Here is a 24150-nt window from a genome sequence, read left to right as displayed (position 1 = left end):
ACAATGAAAAGGATAATATATATAATCACAATATTGATTACGGGAATATCTTTAAATTCCTGTGAAAGCGATTTGTTGGAAAAAACACCGCTAGACCAGATTTCCGATGCGGATTTCTGGAAAACCGAAGGAGATTTACAACTTTATCTAAACCAACTTTATTCCAATTTACCAGGTTGGCCCAGTGCAGGTGCATCACCTTCACTTGATGTTGGAACAGACATTATTGCCCAATCCAGTACTTGGTTTGGAGCATCGAACGCTAGCAGATTGGATGGGACAATTTCTGTACCTGCCTCAGGTGGGGGATGGAGTTGGGCGAATGTCCGTAGGGTGAACTATTTTCTTGAAAATGCACCACGTGCGGAAACAGGAAATTTGATAGACCATTATGTTGGTGAGGGACACTTTTTTAGAGCATGGTTTTATTTTGAACTGTTCAAGGACTTTGGAGACCTTCCTATAATAACCGAGGTGTTGGATTTGGAAGACGAAGCTATATTATATGGTGCTCGTAGTCCTAGAACCGAAGTGGCCAATTTTATCCTTGATGAACTTGATTTGGCAATTTCTAAAATGAAATATGCGGATGAAGTGGGACCATCCCGAATAAATAAGGACATTGCCGCCCAATTTAAGGCAAGGGTAGCCTTGTATGAAGGTACCTGGGAGAAATATCATCAGGGGACCGATTTTGCAGGAAGCACAGATGGTTCAGGATTTTTACAAATAGCTGCTGATGCTGCTAAGACCGTAATGGATGCAGATAATTATTCAATCTCTACCGGAGATGTGGATAAAGCCTATTATGATCTATTCGTTCAGACAGATTATAGTGGTAACCCAGAAGTTATGCTATATAAGCATTATGATTATTTAACCTATAATATCCAGAATTCCTTATGGAACCAACCTAATTTGTCAGGTATGACCAGGGAGATGACCAAGTATTACCTTGCTTCTGATGGTGATCCCATTGCTGTGAGCAATGACTTTGTAGGTGATGCTACCTTGGACGTGATCCAGGTAAACCGTGACCCGAGGTTGGCACAATCGGTAATGGCACCAGGGGATTTGGACATTGTAGCATTGAATGGGGATGAGACGCTATTTTCTGTACCTGATATGACCCGTAACCCTACAGGCTATTCCATAGAAAAATGGAGATCCAAGGAAATAGTCCAGAATAATGAAAGAACCCGCGATATTGGCTACATATTGTTCAGATATGCCGAGGCACTTCTAATTTATGCAGAGGCCAAAGCAGAACTGGGAACTATAACCCAATCCGATCTTGATTTAACCATCAATCAATTGAGGGATCGGGTAGGTATGCCACATCTAGTATTAAATGCCATTACCCCGGATCCTGAATGGCCAGATTATGGATATACATTGCCAGATTATATTCAAGAGGTAAGAAGGGAACGTGTGGTTGAGATGTTTGGAGAAGGAAACAGATTGGATGACCTAATGCGTTGGAGGGCACACAATTTATTTGTTGGCACTAGACCTTTAGGGACCACTTATACGGCTGAAATTGAGGCAAAATATCCAAATTTAACGGTGGATGGTGACGGGTTCCTGGATCCTTATGTCAATTTCTTAAATGGAGGGGCTTATGGTTTCGATCCCAATCGGGATTACTTATTGCCTTTGCCTATTGATGAACTAACATTGAATGAGAGTTTGACCCAGAATCCTAACTGGTAAAACGCGTGATATTGGATTAGTGTTTAAAAAGCTGGCTACATCACTGTGCCAGCTTTTTTTTAAGGATAAGTTGTATGGCCGATCCGTATTTATTGTTCAATAAACAGGACCGAAAAAGTAATTTTCTGAAATAAGGCATATATTAATTCTTTTAAACTTGAAAATATGACAAAGATGGGATTGTTGTTACTCACCTTAAGTTTTATAGTTGGGCCTATGGTATCCATGGCACAAGAACGGCCAAATATCATTATTATTTATGCCGATGATATGGGATATGGAGACCTTCATGTCCAAAATCCCGATTCAAAAATACCAACCCCAAACTTAGATCAATTGGCCTCTGAAGGCATGCGCTTCACAGATGCCCATAGCTCTTCCGGGATATGTTCCCCCAGTAGGTTCGCACTTCTTACAGGTACCTATCATTGGAGAAGGCAATTCGGAATTGTAGGTGCTTTTGGGAAGCCTTTTTTTGATGAAAGTGATGTAACCTTGCCACAGATTCTTAAAAATAATGGGTATAAAACCGCCTGTATTGGAAAATGGCATTTGGGATGGAATTGGAAATTTAAAAATGAACCCTCTGGTGAAGTGATGCAATGGGGAAGAATGCGAAAATTTTATCGACCCGCGGATGTGGACTGGAACCAACCTATTAGCGGAGGGCCTTTGGACAGGGGATTTGATTATTATTTTGGTGATGGGACCATAAATTTTCCTCCATATGCCTGGATGGAAAATGACCGCTTTATACAATTACCCGAAAGCGTTATGGATGTACACAATGTGGGCTTTGATATAGAGGAGGGGGAATGGGAATTTAGACCTGGCCCCAAGGTGGAAGGTTGGAACCCTTATGAGGTTTTGCCCACGCTTACCAAAAAGACGGTGGAATGGATAGGAAAACAGGATGGCAAGGAACCTTTCTTTTTATATTTCGCCCTTCCTGCTCCACATGCCCCAATAATTCCAAATGACGAATTTAAGGGTAAGTCTGCAGCGGGACCTTATGGGGATTTTGTTTATCAAACGGATTGGGTGGCCGGGCAGGTCTTAAAAGCATTGAAAGAAAAAGGATTGGAAGAGAATACCATAGTTATTTTTAGTGCTGATAACGGACCGGAACATTACGCCTTTGACAGGGCCGAAAAATATGGACATTTCAGTATGGGCGAATTTCGAGGTCTAAAACGGGATGTCTGGGAAGGGGGCCACCATGTTCCCTTTATTGTTAAATGGCCAAACCGCATTAAAGAAGGGTCTATTTCCAAGGAAGTAATATCCCAAGTAGATATCATGGCAACATTGGCATACATTACCAACTCCAGTTTACCAACTAATGCAGCACCGGACAGTTATAATTTAACGGCATTATTAAAAGGCAACTCATATAGTTCCCCCATACGGGAAGCTACCGTACATAATACCAACGAGAAAATTTGGGCACTGAGACAGGGAAAATGGCTTTATATGGATGGTTCCTCTGGAGAGCATTCCAAAATGCCGGATAGTTTTAAGGAACTTAGAGGGTATAAGGATTTCGAATCGGCCGGATTACTATTTGATATGGAAATTGATCCAGAACAGAAAAATAACCTCTATAATCAATATCCGGATATTATCAAGGGCATGCAGGACATTTTGAAAAGGTATCAACAGCAAGGGTATTCCATTAAGCGTCCAACTAAATAGGTAATAGGTATTTGGAAGCCTGTTTTTTATAAAAGTGACGTCAAATAATGTACCGAAGTTTTGATGAAAAACTAGACGATAAGATGACTCTTGTAATAAGACATTAATAAATTTTTTTAAACATAGAAATATGACCAAGATTAAAATACTATTATTAGCCTTAAGTTGTATGGTTGGCACTGTTAGGACAATGGCTCAAGAACTACCTAACATTATCATTATTTATGCCGATGATCTTGGGTACGGGGACCTTTCCTGTTACAATGCCGAATCGGCTTATAAGACCCCGCGTTTGGATAAAATGGCCAAGGAAGGGATAATGTTTACGGATGCCCATAGTCCGTCCACCATCTGTTCACCCTCACGTTACGGACTTTTGTCCGGGCAACAGATCTATCGTTCCACAGGAGGCGGAGGGCCAGCTTTTGAAGGTCCAGGCGGTCCCAGTTTCTTAAGACCCGGGACCCTTACTATTGCACAAATGCTTCAAAAAAAAGGATACCGGACCGGAGTGTTCGGGAAATGGCATGTAGGCTTGAGTTGGTTCGATAAAGATAATAAGCGACTTGGTGGTGGGTTTGAAAATTCATTGCTTATCGATTATGAAAAAAGTACTCCCCTTATTGATGGTCCCAATGCAAGGGGATTTGATGAGTCGTTCATTACTCCCAATTGCCCTACTACGGATCCTTTGTACGTATATATAGAGAACGGTATGGTACCCGTAGCTGCCAGTGAAAGACATAAAAGTGACAACCTACCAAACCTTGGGGGTAAATGGCGCTGGGACAACGATGAGGGTTGGATGGCACCGGGCTACAATTTCATGGAGGCAGATCTCCTGTTCTATGAAAAGACACAAAATTTTATCAAGGAACATCGAAAAAAGACTCCGGACGTCCCATTTTTTACCATCCTATCTACCCAAATTGCCCATGCGCCGGTACTTCCGGCTCCGGAGTTTAATGGTCTTACCAATGCCGGACCCCGTGGCGATTTTGTCTATGAACTGGATGTTATAGTTGGTCGTGTGTTGGATTTGGTGGAAGAGTTGGGAATAGATGACAATACCCTGATAATGTTTAGCTCGGACAATGGTGCGGAGATCGTACATGTAGATTGGATGCGTGAGGATTACGGACATGATGCCTCCGGTGGTTGGAGAGGAATGAAGCGCGATGCCTGGGAAGGCGGTCACCGCGTTCCCTTCATCGCACGCTGGCCTGGCAAGATTCCCAAAGGATTGGTAAGTGAACAAATGACCAATATCACCGACGTTTTTGCTACGGTCGCTTCCGTTGTTGGGTACCAACTCAATGAGGAAGATGCCACCGACAGTTTTGATATGTTACCTGCCATGTTGGGGATGCAGAAGGATGGTGAGCCGATCAGGCCCCATTTGTTGACCCAGAGTTTCCGAGGGGAATTTCAAATCCGTCAAGGAAACTGGAAATACCTGGACCACAGGGGATCAGGGGGTAACCAATATGAAAAGGGATTTATGAAAAAATATGCCCTACCAGAAACGGCAGGGGATGCACCAGGGCAATTGTACAACCTGTCCGAGGATCCGGGAGAGACTACAAATCTATATTATGCCAACGAAGAGAAACGAAAGGAACTTCAGGAACTGCTAAAACATTTAAAACTTAGTGGACGAAGTGCCCCTAAAAATAGACAACCTATAGGTATTGAGAAGCTAAAGGGACTTGGTGGACAAACAAAAAAATAGCATAGCAGTATTTCAATCCATTAAATTACTTAAAGCATAAATGAATAGAATAATGAAAAAGAACAGGACTAATGGCAACTATATCAAAAGACAGATTTTAAATGGGTTGGTCTTGTTAATTTTTGGCGCCAACTATTTTTATGCCCAAGTAGTACAGGTTTCGGGGGAGGCCGAGAAAATTTCCATGAACGGCTATCTTATGGTAGGGATCAACAAGGTTCCGGAGACCTATAATGCGGGTTTCTCCACCTATGTAGCGGCATGGCCCTTGTTGAAGGACTATCCAGGAAATAGTTTTCAAACTGGGCTTTTTGGAACATGGATGCATCCGAGTTATGACATACCAAAACCGGATAGGAAGTTGTACAATGACATAGAAGGTGGATTGGGGTGGTGGCGAGACACGCGCTTTGCCACCGAAACCCCCAAGTTTATTATGGGCGGGGTCGCGTTGAATTTCAGTGAATGGGCCAATGGCCCAGGTGCAGGAAAAGGAAGGGACTGGGAGCAACCAAAGGGCAAGTACGGAATAGCTCAACTAAGTCCGTGGGTATTGTGGCCTCCGGACGGACTAAATCTGGAACAAGGTACCTGCGGGGAATTATTCGGCTACGGTTATCTGACGCTACCACTTATCAATGCAAAACCTTCCACTGCGGGAAAAAGTGTTCCCACCGGGGACAACTCATGGACCTTGTTTTTAAATACGGGGAACTTTAAGGGTCCTGTGGCCTTTTTTACACCTTATTTTTTCGCTAAACCTATTGTAGAGGAACCGGAATTGGCCGGAATGTTTTTGGATACTCGGCCCGCAAAGCCAAATAAACCTGTGCAAATGGAAACCCAACATATTCCTAGCGTACAGTACACGGATAGCAATGGGGAGGTCTACGCCAGGTCGGCACCGACCTCTTTTCCCAGTGGGCCAATTGGCGAATCGGTGCTTATTCATCAAATGACAGCATACAAAAAGAGCGCACTTTGGGACGGAGTAAAATCATGGTTGGAAAACAACGGTCCAGCAGTAAGTGGTGCCATTGATCCACAAGGGGCCATAGTACATACGTTTAAGGGAAAGGCAGGTTCTAGTTGGAAATTGTATTCCAAAGAGGTGCCAAAAGATCAGAGATGGCCCATCGATTGGAACTCTATGGCCACCCCAGTGGCCTTTGATTCAATTACCTTTGGATATAGTTGGAACGATCAATTGGTAAAGAAGACCAGCACTAAGGATGGGCAGTTGATGACGCTTCCGGAATACTATCAGCTTAAGAAAAAGGAGGGAGATACGCCACATTGGGAGGCAGTGCAAGCCGAAGATGTTCCTTCCGAATCCGGACTTCATAAGGTTAGTTTTGTTTCTACGGATAAACCCATGAAACCTTATATAACCCCTGTAGATGAGGAAAGCAGTTGGAAAAAACCAGGATCGGTTGCCGGACCTTTTAAAACCAAAATTGGGGATGGCAGTACAGTAACCTATTATTGGTACAAATTTGTTGATCAGCCTGCATTGCTGAACGCCGATTTATCGGTTGCCGAACGGGAGGAGCTACAGCGGCGAGTTGAGAAATTGCATAGGAATTGGACAAAGGAACAAGAATATCTCCCAGCGCCCAGGATAGGAAAGCTGGCCAATATTGACGCGGCCCTGATAGTAACCCCTCCAGCTGGGTTGGAGGTGGGCTATGTACCCATTGTCACAAAACAAGGATGGGAAGAATGATAGATCAACAGTGTGGATCATTGTGGAGAACCTTTTGGGGGTTGTTGTCAAAATAAAATCGGGGCAGGAAAGACAATACCTATAAAATGGGTGGATGGTGCACTAAGGTTTAATATGTGCCTTAGATTTCTTGAAATAATTGGATTGCAATAACCCAGAGGTAGTCCAAGGAAGTTAAAATTGTATATATCCCTAAAATAAGGAATTTGGAAAATTGATATTTATGGAAACATCGCTTATGAATAATAAAGGTAGAATAGTAATATGTTTGATAATTTGCATTGGTGTCCTATCATCCTGCAAAAATAAGAACCCTAAAGAAACGGTTTCCACCAAGGGCAAGAAACCAAATATAGTCTTCGTGCTCGCCGATCAATGGAGGGCCCAGGCCACAGGTTATAACGGAGACCCCAACCTTATAGGCAAGACGCCCAATCTGGACCAATTGGCGGCCAAGGGCGTAAACTTTAAAAATGCCATTTCGGTTACACCGGTCTGTACCCCTTTTAGGGCAGCGTTTTTAACTGGACAGTATCCTACTACTACTGGAATGATCTTTAATGACCTTCACCTACCGGAGGAGTCGGTAACGCTAGCGGAACTTTTTAAAGACTCAGGTTATAATACGGGCTATATAGGTAAATGGCATCTAGATGGCATGGGAAGATTTGACTATACTCCCCCTGAAAGAAGACAAGGTTTTGATTATTGGAAGGCCTTGGAATGTTCCCATGACTACAATAACCTTATATACTATGAAGGCAACGATAGTATAAAGAAAAAATGGGAAGGTTATGGACCATACGCCGAGACTCGGGATGCTATCTCATATATCCAGGAAAATGCAGGGAAGGACAACCCTTTTCTTATGGTTCTCGCTTGGGGGGCTCCACATTTTCCACATGGAAGTGCTCCCAAAGAATTTCAAGAGCAGTTCAATGAAGGGGATATAATCCTCAGGGATAATGTTGCAGAAGATATGAGGGAAACAGCCAAAAAGGAAGCAGTGGGATATTATGCCCATATCCTGGCCTTGGACAAGTGCATTGGCGATTTGGAAAAAGCGATTGAGGAGGCGGGAATTTCCGAAAACACCATCATTGTCTTTACCTCCGACCATGGCGAAATGCTAGGTTCGCATGGTGTTCGACCCAAACAAAAGCAAGTGCCATGGGCAGAATCGGTTAGGATACCTTTTCTTCTAAAATATCCGGCCCGTTTTGGTAATAAGAAGATTGAAGTAGAGGCCCCTATCAACGTTCCTGACATTCTTCCAACACTTTTGTCGCTAGCAGACTTGCCAGTGCCAGGATTTGTTGATGGTGAGAATATGGCCGATGCCATCGAGAACCCCGAGCTTAAAAAGGATAAGGCAACTCTTGTTATGAACGTTTCCCCCTTTGCGGGAAAGTCGGATGAGTACAGGGGTGTTTATACGAGCAGATATGCCTATGTTAAAACCCTTGAAGGGCCATTGTTCCTGTTCGATAATAAAAAGGATACGCTCCAATTGGACAACCTTGTTCATAACCCGGAATATAAACAACTACAAGAGGAAATGGAAGTGGTTCTTCAAAATGAATTAAGTAAAATAGGGGACGAATTCAGGCCAAGGCAGTATTATATTGATAAGTGGAATTATAAATTAAATTCTGCAGGATATATCGATTATGGCAAAGATGCGAAACCCCAAGGACCAAAATTGAACAAATAGAGGAGCCCTTGGAGGCATTATTGCGAACCTGCCCAGCCGATAGGCGGGTGTGGCGCGGCAATCTGCTTCTTAAAGTGTACAATCAATAATTAACAATAAATAGTTTAAAGTTAAAAGTTTATTGTTCAAGTTTGCCGAGCCAGTTATTTCGAACGATAGAGAGAAACCGTAGGTTTACGAATACCATTAAAATAATGATGCTATGAGCTAAATCATACAGGTAGCTGCAGCCTTGTATTTGTGAATTCTCTCGCAATAGTTAACGGGGGTTTCAAAATAGGACTCAGTCGAAGAGACTGCCATAGTCGGTAGACCCAGTCGAGAGGTTTTAGATTATTAAATTCAAGTGAAGAACTCTCGGGTCCGCCATTTAATCAGCATTATCTAATTTATTTTGGTCATTACCACATAAAAGGGTTTAATATATCCACCATTTTTGCCCGTTATTATAGGTACAAGTTTGGTTGCACCTTTTTGAAGCGCTATATTTTTTATGTCTATAATACCATCTACCAACTCGTTGGAGTTTCGTTTTATTTCCAACTCCCCAACAGTTAACGTTAAAGCGATCTGGGAAAATCGATTGTGGCCCAGATTTATTTGTATATCGTAATTTCCGGCCTCTGTGGCTTCTATTTCCCATCCGGCTATATCTTGGCCCACTGTTTCGTTTTTCTCAAACACAGCATCGTTTAAATTCAACACAGAAGGGTTTTCATGTACTGTGCCTACAATTGCGGGCTGGGCTTTTATGAAGTTGGGGGAATTGGTCATCTCATCAAACCAAGTGTCCATTTCATTTTTTAATTCTTGGGCTTTTAAAGTGTTGGTGCCAACTATGTTGTTCCGTTCATAAGGGTCATCCTGAATGTTGAAAAGTTCAAACTGCTCTATTCCTTCTGTTTCTCCAGTATTTCCAACTAGTTTGTAATGATCTTTTCTAATGGAGATGTTATCATATCGTTCCGGTCCGCCCCTTACCCAACTTCGTACCAGGGTACGATTATCCAAACTGGAATTTTCATTGGACAATAACGGCACAAGACTTTTTCCGTCTATAACGCTATCTGTAGGGAGTTGGGTATTGCATAGATCTGCCAGGGTAGGAAAAATATCATAATGGGCCGCAGGGGTTTTAATATCCCTATTGCCTTTAAACTTGGAAGGAAGTCTCCAGAAACAGGGGACCCTTACCCCGCCTTCATATACAAATGATTTTCGCCCTCTCATTCCCGCAGCATAACGATCGTGTTGATGACCATTGTCCGTCATAAATATGACCAAGGTATTGTCTTCCAATTTTAATTCTTTCAATTGCTGAAATAGTTTTTTTAGGTTATCGTCAATATTGGAAACCATGGCATATACCTTTCTGGCGTTTTCTTTCATGCGTTCATCCATTTCCGGAAAAGGTCTTGCGTCATTTTCAAAACCTGATGAGGGATCAAGGTCCTTATATCTGTCATAGTACTCCTGGGGTACTTGTAAAGGGGCATGTGGGGCGTTATAGGATAGGTATAGGAAAAATGGTTGTTCCTTATTGACCTCTACAAAGTCTATGGCCGCGTCCGTAAAAACATCGGAACAATAACCTTTACTTTGGAACATTTCTCCATTTTTCCATAGAATGGGATCAAAATAGCTACGGTTTCCTTTGGGGGTATTGGGCCAATCGCCTGGCTGACCAATTCCTCCCGATAAATGTCGTAGGGTGTAATCAAAGCCTTGATCTTGCGGTCTGGAAGGATAGTTGTCGCCCAAATGCCATTTGCCTACCATACCAGTGGTATAACCTGCTTCCTTAAGCATTTCTGCCAAGGTTGTTTCCTCTGTGGCCATTATGGCTCCTCCTCTATAGGTGTCCCGAACCCCTGTCCTTAGCGAGTATCTGCCTGTCATTAAAGAGGCACGTGTAGGCGCACAAACCGGGGATACTATAAACTGGTCAAAGCGAACACTTTCTTTTGCAAAACTATCCAGTGTAGGGGTTTGGACATGTGGATTGCCATAATATCCCAAATCGCCAAAACCTTGGTCGTCCGTTACCACAATGATAACATTAGGCCTTTTTGTCTTTTTTGATTCCTCTGAACATCCTATAAAAACAACAATACATAGAAGAACAAATAGGATTTTCTTTATTACAATCATATAAGTCATAATCAATAGGTTTACGGGAAGGGTTAAATCTGGCTACTTCACCTCCCAATCATCGGTTCTAAAGGAAGAGGCTGGCAAGCCTGCATTGTTATAGAGTTCCCCTACCACAAAGTCGTCAAAAGCATATCTAACAGCCACAGGGTTGGGCACAAAGGCCGAAAACAGGGTAATGCCCTGCCAATTAATGGTAGCGTGGGCAGGGTAGAAGCGCTTATCTTTTCCGGCTATCTTAAAATGGGTCAATTTTTTGCCAAAGGTAGTTAGGCCATTAATGGCATGGTCAAAACTCAGTTTAACCATGGGGCCGTCTATTTTCATTTCTTTTAAAACGGGACCGGAATAAGCTATTCCCTTTATGTTATAAGTCTTGGCCAAGGCCAAATAAGCAAAACGTTCCCCTCCAATTTGTTTATTGGCAGGGTGAATGTACTTCTCTTCCCCTATATCCATTAAACTGATCATTCCTGTGTTCTCTACAGCAGTGGAAGCTTTTAGTTGGGCCTCTCTTAGCAAGGCGGAATTTAGTCCTGGTATATTGTAATTATAAGGTGCAATTTGGGCATAGTAAAAGGGAAAATCACCAATGTCCCATTCAGCGCGCCAATTGTTTATTAAACCAGGCAGTAGTTTTTCGTATTCCTTGTATTCCGCCTTATTGGATTCTCCCTGATACCAGATGACGCCCTTAATGCCATAACCGGCCAATGGGTTTATCATTCCATTGAACAGGGAGGTTGGTATTCTATGTGTTACCTTGCCTTTTTTATCCACTGCTGGTTCCGGAACCCACTCAAATTCCTCCAACCCATCCTTACTTATCCATGGCTCAATCCGTGTTCCTCCCCAACTAGAACATATGAGGCCTACGGGAACTTGTAGTATTTCCTGTAGCATTTTACCAAAATGATAGGCGGTAGCGCTAAAATTAGAAACGTTTTCAGGATTGCTCTTTAGCCATTCCCCGGATAAATCCTCCAATTTTAAAAGGCTGGCCTTTCTTTTGACCGTAAAAAGACGAATGGAATTATTGGAGGATAGGGCAACTGTTTTGTTTGCATCCAATACCGGCTGGTTTAGGAATCCTTTAAAGGTCATGGCCATGTTGGATTGACCAGAACACACCCATACTTCCCCAATAAGGACATCTGAGAGCTTCAAGGGAGTGCCATCGGTTATGGTAATATCATAGGGGCCTCCTGCAATGGGGGTATGGACCTTTAACCTCCATTTTCCTGTACTGTCGGTTTTGGTGGAATAGGTTCTGTTATTCCAAGAGGTGCTAACCTCTACCGTCTTATTGGCCAAAGCTGTTCCCCAAATAGCGGCATCCGTTTGTTGTTGCAGTACCATATTGTCACCAAAAATTGCTGGTAGTTTTACTTCTGCTTTGGCGAGTTGGGGCAGCCCCAGAAGACAAAGGATCAGTGTATGGTATAAAGCTGTTTTTAAGAACATAGGTAGGGGGCTACTTTTTATTAAGGGTGAGTTTTATTTTTTTCCAAGGATGTGGGTAGGCAGTGATGTACAATTCCGGATCAAAATCCAGGTTGTCCATATCATATCCCATTACAAAAACTTCTATTTCCTTTCCTTCCATACTTTTGTCCAAGGGGATAAAATAGGTATAGTTCTTGTCTCGACGGGAGGTCATAAATTCCCAATTATTGGCAGGGTAGGATGAAGCCCTATCAGGAGATCCTATATATTTATTGCCCATTTTCGCCGCGGCATAGGCTCCTTCAATGCCATGTTTTCCATTTAGGGCTACGGAGAGATAACTACCCTCGGCTATTTGGTGCAGTACTATTTTGGACTTCCATACTTTTTTCGCTTTTTTCATACTTGAATGTGCAAAGAGATTGGAGGCCCTCCATAAACTTCTATCCAATTTTTGTCCGTTGGCCACACCTTCAATCTCTACAATTTGTTGAGGGAAATTTTTAAACCTTAGATAACGCACTTTCTTTCCTATGCTTATTTCCGATTGCTTTCCAGCCAAGTAAGTGAGCTCTTCCCAGTGTACCAAATCCGTAGAGATTTCAACAAAATTGCCTTCTCCAACAAGTATAGGCTGTAGGGCAAATTCGTTGGGAACAGTGATTATAAGTTTGTCCAAATGGGTGATTTTTCCAAGATCCAAGCGTAAAGTGCCTCCCTCAATACGGGTGTCCAATCGATATTTTTTTTGTGGCCAAAATCCGGTTTCCAAATTGCCATCGAATAAATTCTTGTCCCAAATACCTCTATTAACAAAGGCTTCTTGATTAAAAAATGCATCACGGGCCGCTTTTACTGCCGGGAAGTTGGTTTCTCCAGACCGTTGCAAGGACCTTACTTCCAGTGCATTGTTGTCCGCAGCAAAAACCGTGGCTTCGTATAGGGATTCAATATCTTCAGGAATAGGAACCTCTTCAAACGGATTTAGTGGGCGGTGAAAGTTTTGTTTTAATTCTTCCCCGGGAAAATGGAGTTTCAGTTTTTTACCTTTCAGTATGCGATCTGCATTTTTACCGTTAATTTCAACGGAAGAATATTGGTCCTGGTTTAATAGCCCAATGCTGGTGGTGGTTCCTGGCATTCCCAATACTTCCATTTCAATAGGCGCATCGGATATATTTCTTATCGTTGTAAAGTGGGCCCCGGTAATAATGGGGTCCTGGTATTCTTCTGTGGTTGCCAAGATCAAGGCCGATCTAAAAGGGACTACTTCAACAGGAATGGTTTCGCCTTTGGAAAAGGTGCCGATCAATTTTTCGGTAGGATGTAATTGAAGAAGGGTTATATCCCCTTCGGCCTTAAGACCTATCTCTTCATTTAGGGTCATGGAATAGGTTGCCGGTTCCCAATTTAAATTTCTAAGGCTTACTATTTGGGTTTTACCATCCCCCCTAGCAACGGCATTGGGCCCATAGGAATCACCAAGTATTTTTCCATCAACAAGAATGTCCCTGTATTTCTTATGAAGGTTGTAGATTTGGGCCAATTTAGAGAACTCATCGTCATTCAAAAGCCATGGGTTTCCATAAATTTCTGGTGAAAGAATTAGACTTCTATTGAAGGATTGTAGTATTAAATCATCCTCCCAATAATCCAAACAGGATGATATACAAACACCATGGTCTTCCGTTAGTCGCTGTAAATTGGGAACAAGCCCTCTGGACATAGCTTGTGCTCTATGGTGTGGAGCAGTCATGGTATTCGCCATATGAACGTCTATGTAGGTTTCATTGCCTCCCCATAGAAAGGTAGTGGCGTAAGGTTTGGCCTTATCCAAGCCTAGACGGTGGTTTAATAGGATTAAGTCTGGGCTGTGTTCGCGAGCCTGTTGCATTAACTTAATAAAGGCATCTTCTTTTTCAGGGCGTAGGGGACCACAGACTGCATCGAACTTAAAAAGAGCAAAATCATAATCCTTGCACAATTTTACCATTTGGTCTATTCGTGCCTTTTCTTCCTCTGGCGTATCTCCAAACCCATCTGGTCCGCCCCAGACCCCTAAGCGTATATCCAAGGATTTAGCTTGTTCGTAAATAGGGTCAAAGCCATTGGGAAATTGCCTCTTAAATCGATCTGAATAAATACTGCCATAAAAATTCTTGCCATCTATGGCCCCGGCATCCAAGGCGTAAATATCCAATTGCATCCCATAATCTTCTTTAAGCCAACCAAAAAATTCCAGATTGATCTTGGTATGTTCCGCTGTGGCACCTTCATTGGTATTATTGATCCAACTAAAATATTGTGCTCTGGAAGGGGTGCGCTCATCTGCCCCCGCAGAAATATTGTTTTGGGCCATCATGGTCCAAAATGGCAAGAGTAATAAACAGTTTACAATTTGCTTTTTAATTGCAGTAGTGTACAATTTCATGTGGATTATAGGTGTTTTGTCTGTCAATTTAATACGGGCCAAGGTGCTTTGACCTAAACATTAAAGCGATAGCACATTATGGTTATTATTTTTGTGATACAACAATGGAGTAAACACCTGCTTCTAGTTCAAATTCTCCTGTTTCCAGATTTTTTATGCTGCTGTTTTTAAGCGATACCCCATTTTTGGTAATCCTTATTTTTTTGGATGAAACCTCTTTTAAATGAACCATACCAATGCTGTTTTGGGGAATGGTCATATCATAACGGTAGCTATCCAGCGATTCCTTTTTCCAATTGGATACTATGGTGCCAAAGGGTGACTCATATTGGGTATTCACATATTCCAGGCCATCAGGGGTGGTGGGAGATAGGATGAATTTTTTGAATCCCGGATTTGCAGGGTCAGGTTGTATGCCCCCAAGCCACCGATAAAACCATTCGGTAATAGATCCGAACATAGGGTGGTTGTTGGAGAAGACACCATCACTCTCCTTCCAGGTCTCCCAAATGGTAGTGGCTCCGTTATCTATCATAAAGCCCCAACCAGGAAATTCCGTACTGTTCACCACCTTGAAGACTTCTTCTGGTGAAATATATTTGGAAATGGTCTCAAGGGCGTATTTAGTGCCAAAAATCCCAGTATTAAGATGACCATTGGGGCCATTGTACAAAGCTTTTTGTAAGGAGTCCTTGGCAGCACCAAGTTCTTTTTCAGGTACAATGTTGTGATATAACAAAGTGGAAAAAAGGGTCTGACGGTTTATCTTCCTATTTACAGGTTTGTCCCAGAATTCGGACTTTATAAGGCCACGAAGTTTTTTTGCCAGACTGTGGTATCGGTCTTCATTGTATTTGTTGCCCATCACCTTGGAAAATGTTTCCATTATTTCGGCACATTGGAGATAATGCGAAGTTCCAGTTAATTGCACAGGGACAGGTGCTAGGGATTCATGGTCGCTAAGGCCATTGTTCACCATTCCCTCTGGATGGATTTTGGCTACTTTTTCCATCCATTGTACATTCTTGTCATATAATTCCTTTACAAATTCGGTGTCATTATAATAAAGGTATAGGTAATACTGTGTAGTAAGATAGGCAGACTCCCAGCTAATACCGCAATATTCTACGCCTGCAAAAGGGGCCGTGTCCACAAAAGTTGAATCTTTCATGGCGTCTACCCAGTCGTAGACCGTTTTGCGGTAAATACCTTGCATATCATAATTGTTGATATAGGATTCACTGGTGGCGTTTAAATCGCCACCGTAACCAAATTTCTCCCGTGCAGCACAATCTGATTGTACACTGACCAAATTGGACAAGAAGGTTCTTTCTGTAATCTCTTGAATATTATTGAATAGTTCGGAAGAACTGGTAAAGTCCCCGGCGTCTTCAACATTGGTATGTATTGCCAGCCCTTGAACGTCCGCAATTTGAGGAGCTTTATGGAGCCCCTTAATTTCCATATATCTATAAACATGGTAGGTGAATGCCGGTTCAAACCAGGCTGAGCCATCCTTCCCAATAACATAGGTGTCCGTTTGCCAAGCAATTTCCGGAGCTCCCGGTCCACCAACACCTTTCCTTTTTATTTGACCGATTACCGTAGTCATTGGGTTTAGGCTGCCATCATCATAAATGCGCTCTCCAAACCTAAAAGTGATGGTATCGCCTACTTTTCCAGATAGTTTAATCTTATAGGTGCCTGTGAAATTTACGCCCATGTCCACTAGGTAAACTCCATTTTCAGGGGAAGTAACAGCGACGGGGGTTATGGTCCTGGTCACTTGGACAGGGGGAAAAAAAGCTTTTTGTAGGTCCCCACCTGGGCTATTGCCTACAATGGCAGGTTTCCAAGAGGAGTCTTTAAAGCCAGGGAGTTGCCAACCTTTTATTTCCTGTCTGGCGTCATACACAGTTCCCAAATAAACACTGTTCCTGATAATAGGCCCATAGGAAAATTTCCATGAGCTGTCGGTGATAATACTTTGGCTATCACCGTTCTGATACTGCAATACAAGATTGGCGATAAAAGTTGGTTTGCCCACACTAAGGTCTTTCCTTAAATTTCTTCTACCCCATTTTCTTAAAGGAAGAGGATTGTAGAAACCATTGCCCAAACTGACACCAAGACTATTGTTTCCTTTTTTGATCTGGGAAGTGATATCATATTCTGTGTAATACGTTCTTTTGCTATAGTCCGTCCAAGCAGGATCCAACACGTTTTTACCAATGGGTTCGCCATTTATACTTCCTTTATAGTAACCTGCAGAAGTTATATAAAGGGTAGCTTTTTTAATTTTGCCTTGGGCTTTAAACTCCTTTCTAAAAATGGGAGCGGGGTGATCCAGATAGAAAAGCGAATCCTTTTTTGGCAGACTGCGGTTATCCGTAATCCATAAGGCATTATCAAAATCCTTGGAACTCAAGGGTAAAGATGCCTTCTCATACAGTTGGGGATTGTTTTCGAAATCACTGAAATACGTTGTAGCCAGTTCCCCAGTGTAATTGTTGTTTTGGTCCGTGGTGTTGTGAAGGCCAAACAATGCTATCTGACAACCGGCTAGGATGGCAATCATTAGGATCAGATTGTAACGATGGTCCTTGATTTTCGATTTTAGGATGTTATTGGTCATAATATATTTTTTACGATAGTTTTGGTTTTTAATTTCCTCGTTGAAAGGTATAGTAACAAGATATGAATGTTTTTAAATGTTTAATGGGATAATACTTTTGCATCGCCCCAATTGCCAAATACTTTTTTTCCAGAGAAATCCAGGAGAATAAAGTCAAGGCCACTTACGTCTATGTCGATTTGGACTTTTCCTTTTTTGATATTTCCGCTATCAAAAATGATGCGGCCACCAAACTTTTCTTCCACCATAATTTGAAACCTGCCAGTGGCCCCTTTTGGGGAATTTTTGTCTAGGGAGACTATCGCCTGAAAACGATCGGCTTTGCCATTAAGTCGGTACATAACCTCCGAATTGCTTTTCATACCCAGTCCTTTTTTGTATTTCCTTCCGCTTATCTTGATCGGTTTACCGTGGTAGGTTCTGTCCTCTCTAGGTGTATTTCCTTTTTTAAGCATATAGTAAATATCACTGAGGTAGGTGGTTCCCTTTTGGGTAACAGTGTATTTTTCTTCCGGTACGGGCGTTGGGCCGGGAACAGGGGCGCTTCCAATACGCCCTATTTTAAGTAAAAGATGTTCGTGTTTTCCAAGGTTTTTTGCGGTAAAGGAACCATCAAATGTGCCAAGATCCTTTTCTAGCCAAAGATCCCTCACATTCTGTGGGCCGCTTAGTCCTATTTGATTCCATTGTAGGGTGATGTCCGATTTTTTTTCACCTTTATTGAGCATTAATACGGCAGTAGTTCCATCGGATAAAGGCTTGTTGTATATTTCAAGGCTGTCCTTGTCATACACTTTGAACCCTTGATGAGCCCTGGAATCTTGGTTGATGGCGATTACTTCAGGTGCCATAAGGATGTTTTTAACCTCGTCGGACATGGATCGTAAATCATTTCCGGCCATTATGGGGGCAGCCAAAATACACCACAGACTAAAATGGGCCTTATCTTCTATAGTGCTTTTTAAATTGCCTACCTGAAGCATATCCGGGTCGTTCCAGCTATCCGGTCCAGCGAATTGCCATAATCCTTTAAATGCTGGGTGAATGGCTCCGTTACCTCCAGAGGTTTCCGCACAACGGTAGACGGATTGTATTCTTGGATAGATGTCCATGGAGGTGCGCCAAAGTTGACCATAATTTTTACCACCCCAGGCCCAGGCACCACTTCCAAAATCGGAAATACTCAAAACCATTGGCCTTCCTGTTTTAAGGATCGCCTTGTGGTAAACGTCCAAATCTTCCGTAGATAACCTTCCATTTTTTCTAGCGAAACAGGCATCCAATTTAATGTAATCCACGCCCCAAGCCGCAAAGGAATCCATATCCGTTTGTTCGTGTTGAAAGCTGCCAGGTAGGTTTTGACAGGTTAGATCGCCCCTACATTCGTAAATACCGAACTTAAGACCTTTGCTGTGTATGTAGTCTCCAATGGCCTTCATGCCTCCAGGAAACTTTATGGAATCGGCAACCAATTGTCCCTTTTCGTTTCTTTCAGAGGCCATCCAGGCATCGTCCAGAACTAAATATTTATAACCTGCATCGCGCATTCCGGAACTTACCATGATGTCGGCTATTTCCTTTATTTTTTGTTCATCGATATCCTTTTCAAAGGCATTCCAACTATTCCAGCCCATGGGAGGGATCGGAGTTAGATATTTGCTATCATAGCTGGCAACATTTCTAGTATCCTGAAGTATGTTGTTGGCTGTTTGTTTTTTCTTTAGATCCAACATGGCCTTTCCCAACCCTTCTCCTATAAGAAGGTAAGATTTTGCATTTCTATTCCAGTGATAAAATTGTTTTGATGGGGAATCTTCGATATCTATATAAAAATCCCTAGTATCAACAACAGATACATTATCCTTAAATTCAGGATAATTGGTCATGGCCAATTGTGCATTCAAAAGGGAAATTGCCCTAGGATCTTTGTCGGCCCATCCTTTCATGCCTGTGGTGGCAATTACAAATGGAAGCGTAGGAGTTCCCAAATCTTTCCGTATATCCTTTATGAAATGGACTAAATTCTCTTCGTAATATTTGTTTGCAGTCTTGGTAACCCGATCGTTCCAACCCTGATGCCAGCCAAAACCGGCAAGTTCATAACCTTCTCCTTGATAATCGGGGACATATTGATGTAAATTGTCAAGTACATTGTGGATGGTAGATAGCATTTGAACATAATAGTACCCGGTATCCTTGGGTTGGGAGGGAATACGCTTGTATCCCGATTCGCCCACCGCAGAGGGAGGTCGAAAATCAACGGCAAGGCTCTTACCTCCCCAAGACGTTTTTATGAGGAGAACCTTATTTTTGTAATGGTCTCCCACAACATGGCCAAAGCCAAGTTCTGGCCCTATAGTTGTATTAAAGGCACCGTATCCAGCACTTAATTTCCCACTTTTAACTATATCGAATTTATCCCAGGTATGTATAAACACATCATCCCGTTCCGACCATTTTCCATTTTCGTCCACCAGGCGTTGGTAATCGCCCTTTTTGTCGTTTTCAATTACCCATTTTAAGTTCCCTTTTTCCCCTTTTTCCATCTCTCCGTGGCCCTGCATATTCGATTGTCCGGCCAGTATAAAGATCTTAACAGGTTGTTGGGCGGCAGATTTTAGGTTTAGGCACAGTGTCAGTATTAGGAGAAAGGGAAGTATATTGTAATAGTTGTTTTTGGATTGCTTGGTCATCGGGTAGGCTTAATTATTAGTGTTTTATTTGTTGATATAGAAATAACGTATCCTACAAGTGTTGCCAATTCGTTTAGGGTCTTCCTTTTCCGCTACTTTAATCTGTAAAGTATGTTTCTTATTTTCCAGCCCACTGGCCAAAGTAAAGAACCAGGGCAAGTGAAGGCTTCGACTCCAATTGGTCAATAAATCCAATTTTCGCCACTGTCCTTTATCAATCCTGTAATCGATGACTCCAGCATCTGGTCCAGCAGCCACGGCAATCCCAACGGTGTTTCCAACAAATGTAAGGCTTGCTTTTCCCTCGTTGGTCCGCACGCCTATCAGCATAGGCACATTGGTGTAATTGTTTCGGGTTCCCTTCCCATCTTGAGGCTCCCAGTTGGGTACCAATTTCCAATCTCCACTGATTTTGGCGTTCGAAATATCAATTAGAACCCCATTGTCATAGCTTAACTCGTCTAAAGGCGCCGGTAAAATGTGGCTTTTTATTTTATCGTCTTCAGCAGCAGGTCCTAGCCAGGAATTCTCCAACATGGCTATCATGGAGCGTGCGTATACCCCCTGGCCAAAAGGGGATGGGTGTAAGTTTTTAAAATCATCTTTCCAGGTAAATTCCCCTGCATCTATTCTGTCGGTCACTTCCTTGGCAAGATTAATGGAAGGAATGCCGTAATGTTCTGCGACCTTTTCATGATTTAGAATAACTTTTGGTGTTTGTCCCTCACGGTATAATTTCATTTTACCAGGGTCAACAAAATGCATGAAGACAATATCCGTCGCGGGATTTAGGTTACGGGCATGGCGTACTATACCTTCCATGGCCCTTATTTGCTCTTCATCCGTTCTGCCATTGGTGGCATCGTTTACGGCAGCTTCCTCAAATAATAGGTCTACCGGCCCATTGCTAAAAAGATCTCGCTCCATTCGGAATGCACCTGGAGTGGAACCTGTAGAAGGGATACCTGCAGCAATAAACTCGAACTGGGTTTCCGGAAATCTATCCTTTAAATAATTCGTGATACTATCGCGCCAGCCACCGTTATAGGTAATGGAGCCACCTAAAAAGGCTACCCTGCCCTTTTTTTCATGTTCAAATTTAATCTGACTGTTTTTAAGGCCTTCCCTTACATTGTGGTAAGCTGAAGGGTCGAGCGGTTTAGCTTGCGGTTTACTGTAATACTTAATAAAATCTGCACCCAGTCTTGGTGTTTCAATGGGAAAGTGATGCCCGTGAAGGGTTTGTTTTCCCTCGGTACAGGTTACTACAGTGGCGATGCCCCCAAGTTCTAAATATTTGTTTATCAAGGGAAAGGTGTTCTCCTTGGGGGGGACCACGGAATCCGTAAGACTTATCATGTGTAATACCGGCACTTTGGCTTTTGCCAAATTTTCAAGGTTATCTATGGGATTATCAACATACTTTTTGGCTTCGGCATCCGATTTAAATCCATATTCCTCCTTTAAAGTTTTCCAGGCTTTTTCCGAACCTATACCAGTTCCAAATCCACCAGGCCAACTTTTAAAATCGCATACTGGGGCTTCGGTATAGATACAGCTAACCAGGTCTGGATGCATTTTTGCCCAGTTATAGACAAATAAACCTCCTCTGCTAACCCCTTCCAGAGCTACTTTTTTATCAAAATCATGAGATCTGATCAGGTACTTGTAAAATCGATCCCAAGATTTCATGGCTTTTGGACTGCCAAATTGGTCGTTGGTGTTTAGGTAGGCAAGGTGAAAACCTTCGGAAAGTAAGATGCTGTCCATTTCTGAATGCCATCCTGGGAAGCGAGCCCTCCATACCCATGGTTTTCCCGGTGTGGTTTTGCTGGGTTCTATAACAAACGCTTTTTTGCCGTTAAATTCAAAATCATATCGCGCGAATCCTTTCCAGTCGGATTTTTTGCCAGGAAAATTCTGAGATACCAAAACGGCCTTTTTACCGCTAAGGTTTTCGAAGATGATTTTTGCAATTTCTCCAGCTCCTTCACCATTGGGGTGTATGGCGTCTGGGAATAAGTGGCCTTTTCCGAGCATGGGCGTATAGAGGTCAATAAGTTTTAGACCTTGCTTTTTGGCAATTTCCCTTATTTTGGGGTTCACCTCATTGGTTACGATCTCGGCACTGATCTTTCTACCTTTTTCGTAAACTGGGACGGCCAAGCATGGATAAATGGTCGGCTTGGATGTTAAATTTTGAAAAGACTCAAGGAGCTGTAGATAATCTGTTTCAAACCCATCTTTGTAGATCCAATTAAAATCCTTGCTGTCATTGGTGCCCAATTTTATGATAACGATGTCCGGATTATAGGCCAGGGCGTCTTTATAGGCCTGGGTTTCTATGTAGGGTGCGTTGCCTTTGGATAATAGAGTGCGACCGCTAATGCCAAAGTTTTTTACTTCATACCCATCGCCCAACATTCGAGACAGTTGTTCTGGATAAGCGTCCTTTATTCGGTCCTTAATTCCATAGCCAAAGGTAATGCTGTTTCCAATACAGGCCACTCTGATTTTTTTGTTTTCTTGCGCATTGGTAGTGACAAGGGGAAGAAAGAATAAGAATAAAATTATAAGTTTTATTTGCTTCATTTGAGCTTGAATTTTTCTAAGGTATAATTGATTTAATTCTTCGGTGCTTTTATTGTAAATTCCTTTGGAAATTTGGCATCTACCTCATCCCACCATTTATATAATTTCTTGTATAAATGATCCCTTAGTTCCGGTAATTCCGAAGCCAGATCGTTCCTTTCCCCTATATCATGTTTAATGTTGTATAGTTCCATCCTATAATCATTGAGAAATACGATCAATTTGTAATCCCCATCCCTAATGGCGCTACTTGGACTACCTTTTTGGTTGGATATATGTGGATAGTGGAAATAAGTGGATTCATGGATATCCTTGGACTCTCCCTTTAATAACGGGACAATACTTTTTCCATCCATGTGCAATTCAGGTCTTAAAGCTTGCCCGGTCATTTCCAAGATGGTAGGGTAGAAATCGCTACTGGTTATGACGGCATCCGAAACGGTTCCAGGCTCTATAATTCCAGGCCATTTAATGATGGCCGGGTCGCGTATGCCCCCTTCGTATAGCCAACCTTTTCCAGCCCTTAAAGGAGTGTTGGCCGTTGGAGTGCCTTCCGAAGTGGAAAGACCACCGTTATCCGCAAAGAAAACTACCACGGTATTGTCCGCTATACCTTGATCCTTTATTTTGTCCAGTATTTTTCCCACGGCCATGTCCATGGATTCTACCATGGCAGCATAAGTGGGATGGTCTTGGGTCTTTCTGTAAGTAAATGTTAGGTTTCCTTGGGTTTCTTCTGCAAATCTGTCCGCATCGGTGAGGCCCAATTTTTCTTTCTTTTTGTTGTATTTCTCAACCCTATCCGCAGGGGCATCAAAGGGAGCGTGTACAGAATACAGGGAAAAGTACAGCAAAAATGGGTCGTTTGCATTTTGGTCGATGAAATCCACTGCTTCTTTCGCCAATCTATCGGTCATATATTCCCCTTCGGGACCATTTTCCAAATTGGGAATGTTCCAAGGGGAAAAATATTTGTTCTTGATATATAGGCCTCCCCTAAAATGTCCAGCTACATTAACATCAAATCCCTGTTTATCCGGCCAAAAGGTTCCTTCGCCTTCAACATTGTTAAGATGCCATTTTCCCATAAAGGCAGTTTTGTAGCCGGCTTCCTGGAGCAGCTCCGGAAACAGTACTTCCTCTAATGGCAGGTTTCTTTTATAGTCAGGATTTCCTGGACCTCCTATCCATTGGGTCAGGTCTATTCGCGCTGGGTTCTTTCCCGTTAGAATGGAAGCCCTGGTAGGGGAACAGATAGGGGATGCGGCATAGGCCTGTGTAAATCGAATTCCTTCCTTTGCCAATTGGTCTATATTAGGGGTTTCGTAAAAGGTACTGCCGTTGGCGGAGATATCCATCCATCCCAAGTCATCGACCAGGATAAACACAATGTTGGGCTTTTTGTTTTGGGCATATAGGTTTAAAGAAAGGAAAATCGCAAATAACAATAAAGATTTTCTTTTTAACAGGTGTGATATCATACTTAAAACTGTTGTGTTTTTAAAGGTAAAGTGCACTTCTTTCATATGATTGACGAATTTGGAATGGCCTTACCCTATGTTTATTATCAGGAAAGTTAAATTTAATGTGAATAAGGTATCCTTCATTTTAAAGTATTGATG

At 42.4% G+C, this 24150-nt stretch carries 12 protein-coding genes; 5 read left to right on the top strand and 7 right to left on the bottom strand.

Annotation, left to right across the window (positions count from 1 at the left end; all coding sequences use genetic code 11):
* Positions 1-3 precede the first annotated feature (3 nt).
* The 5 genes from C7972_RS16555 to C7972_RS16535 all read left to right on the top strand — a co-directional run bounded on the left by C7972_RS16555 (position 4) and on the right by C7972_RS16535 (position 8580).
* Complete coding sequence (locus C7972_RS16555; protein WP_110357287.1) at positions 4-1713, top strand: RagB/SusD family nutrient uptake outer membrane protein; 1710 nt, start codon at positions 4-6, stop codon at positions 1711-1713.
* Positions 1714-1878: 165 nt separating this feature from the next.
* The gene (locus C7972_RS16550; RefSeq protein WP_110357286.1) at positions 1879-3408 is read left to right on the top strand and encodes an arylsulfatase; all 1530 of its coding nucleotides are present in this window, start codon (positions 1879-1881) and stop codon (positions 3406-3408) included.
* 130 nt (positions 3409-3538) lie between these two features.
* On the top strand, positions 3539-5140 hold the full coding sequence (locus tag C7972_RS16545; RefSeq protein WP_110357285.1) for an arylsulfatase: 1602 nt from the start codon (positions 3539-3541) through the stop codon (positions 5138-5140).
* 40 nt (positions 5141-5180) lie between these two features.
* Positions 5181-6866 carry a hypothetical protein gene (locus C7972_RS16540; protein ID WP_220020923.1) on the top strand — a complete coding sequence of 562 codons (1686 nt, stop codon included), beginning with the start codon at positions 5181-5183 and terminating at the stop codon, positions 6864-6866.
* 223 nt (positions 6867-7089) lie between these two features.
* Positions 7090-8580, top strand: a complete 1491-nt coding sequence (locus C7972_RS16535) for a sulfatase (RefSeq protein WP_110357284.1) — start codon at positions 7090-7092, stop codon at positions 8578-8580.
* Positions 8581-8964: 384 nt separating this feature from the next.
* Here the strand turns inward: C7972_RS16535 and C7972_RS16530 are convergent, their stop codons facing one another.
* The 7 genes from C7972_RS16530 to C7972_RS16500 form a co-directional block, all read right to left on the bottom strand.
* Positions 8965-10740: an arylsulfatase gene (locus C7972_RS16530; protein WP_110357283.1), complete on the bottom strand. Its 1776-nt coding sequence runs from the start codon at positions 10738-10740 to the stop codon at positions 8965-8967.
* Between the two features lie 33 nt (positions 10741-10773).
* Positions 10774-12195 carry a sialate O-acetylesterase gene (locus C7972_RS16525; RefSeq protein WP_110357282.1) on the bottom strand — a complete coding sequence of 474 codons (1422 nt, stop codon included), beginning with the start codon at positions 12193-12195 and terminating at the stop codon, positions 10774-10776.
* Positions 12196-12205: 10 nt separating this feature from the next.
* The gene (locus C7972_RS16520) at positions 12206-14608 is read right to left on the bottom strand and encodes a hypothetical protein (RefSeq protein WP_110357281.1); all 2403 of its coding nucleotides are present in this window, start codon (positions 14606-14608) and stop codon (positions 12206-12208) included.
* An 85-nt stretch (positions 14609-14693) separates the two neighbouring features.
* Positions 14694-17243, bottom strand: coding sequence for a family 78 glycoside hydrolase catalytic domain (locus C7972_RS16515; protein WP_220020922.1), 2550 nt, complete (start codon positions 17241-17243; stop codon positions 14694-14696).
* A gap of 80 nt (positions 17244-17323) precedes the next feature.
* A complete protein-coding gene (locus C7972_RS16510; RefSeq protein WP_110357280.1) occupies positions 17324-19936 on the bottom strand; it encodes a sialate O-acetylesterase in 2613 nt (870 codons plus the stop codon).
* Positions 19937-19960: 24 nt separating this feature from the next.
* Entirely contained in the window at positions 19961-22528 is a 2568-nt protein-coding gene (locus C7972_RS16505) for a GDSL-type esterase/lipase family protein (protein ID WP_110357279.1), read from the bottom strand.
* 32 nt (positions 22529-22560) lie between these two features.
* Positions 22561-24054 carry a sulfatase gene (locus C7972_RS16500; protein ID WP_220020921.1) on the bottom strand — a complete coding sequence of 498 codons (1494 nt, stop codon included), beginning with the start codon at positions 24052-24054 and terminating at the stop codon, positions 22561-22563.
* Positions 24055-24150 lie beyond the last annotated feature (96 nt).

The sequence above is a fragment of the Arenibacter sp. ARW7G5Y1 genome (genome assembly GCF_003201775.1).
Classification (GTDB): domain Bacteria; phylum Bacteroidota; class Bacteroidia; order Flavobacteriales; family Flavobacteriaceae; genus Arenibacter.
This window is presented reverse-complemented; position numbering and strand designations above follow the sequence as displayed.

Bases quoted from the DNA above. Each gene is read 5' to 3' on its own strand.
- C7972_RS16555 (WP_110357287.1), top strand. From the start codon at position 4: ATGAAAAGGATAATATATATAATCACAATATTGATTACGGGAATATCT.
- C7972_RS16550 (WP_110357286.1), top strand. From the start codon at position 1,879: ATGACAAAGATGGGATTGTTGTTACTCACCTTAAGTTTTATAGTTGGG.
- C7972_RS16545 (WP_110357285.1), top strand. From the start codon at position 3,539: ATGACCAAGATTAAAATACTATTATTAGCCTTAAGTTGTATGGTTGGC.
- C7972_RS16540 (WP_220020923.1), top strand. From the start codon at position 5,181: ATGAATAGAATAATGAAAAAGAACAGGACTAATGGCAACTATATCAAA.
- C7972_RS16535 (WP_110357284.1), top strand. From the start codon at position 7,090: ATGGAAACATCGCTTATGAATAATAAAGGTAGAATAGTAATATGTTTG.
- C7972_RS16530 (WP_110357283.1), bottom strand. From the start codon at position 10,740: ATGACTTATATGATTGTAATAAAGAAAATCCTATTTGTTCTTCTATGT.
- C7972_RS16525 (WP_110357282.1), bottom strand. From the start codon at position 12,195: ATGTTCTTAAAAACAGCTTTATACCATACACTGATCCTTTGTCTTCTG.
- C7972_RS16520 (WP_110357281.1), bottom strand. From the start codon at position 14,608: ATGAAATTGTACACTACTGCAATTAAAAAGCAAATTGTAAACTGTTTA.
- C7972_RS16515 (WP_220020922.1), bottom strand. From the start codon at position 17,243: ATGACCAATAACATCCTAAAATCGAAAATCAAGGACCATCGTTACAAT.
- C7972_RS16510 (WP_110357280.1), bottom strand. From the start codon at position 19,936: ATGACCAAGCAATCCAAAAACAACTATTACAATATACTTCCCTTTCTC.
- C7972_RS16505 (WP_110357279.1), bottom strand. From the start codon at position 22,528: ATGAAGCAAATAAAACTTATAATTTTATTCTTATTCTTTCTTCCCCTT.
- C7972_RS16500 (WP_220020921.1), bottom strand. From the start codon at position 24,054: ATGAAAGAAGTGCACTTTACCTTTAAAAACACAACAGTTTTAAGTATG.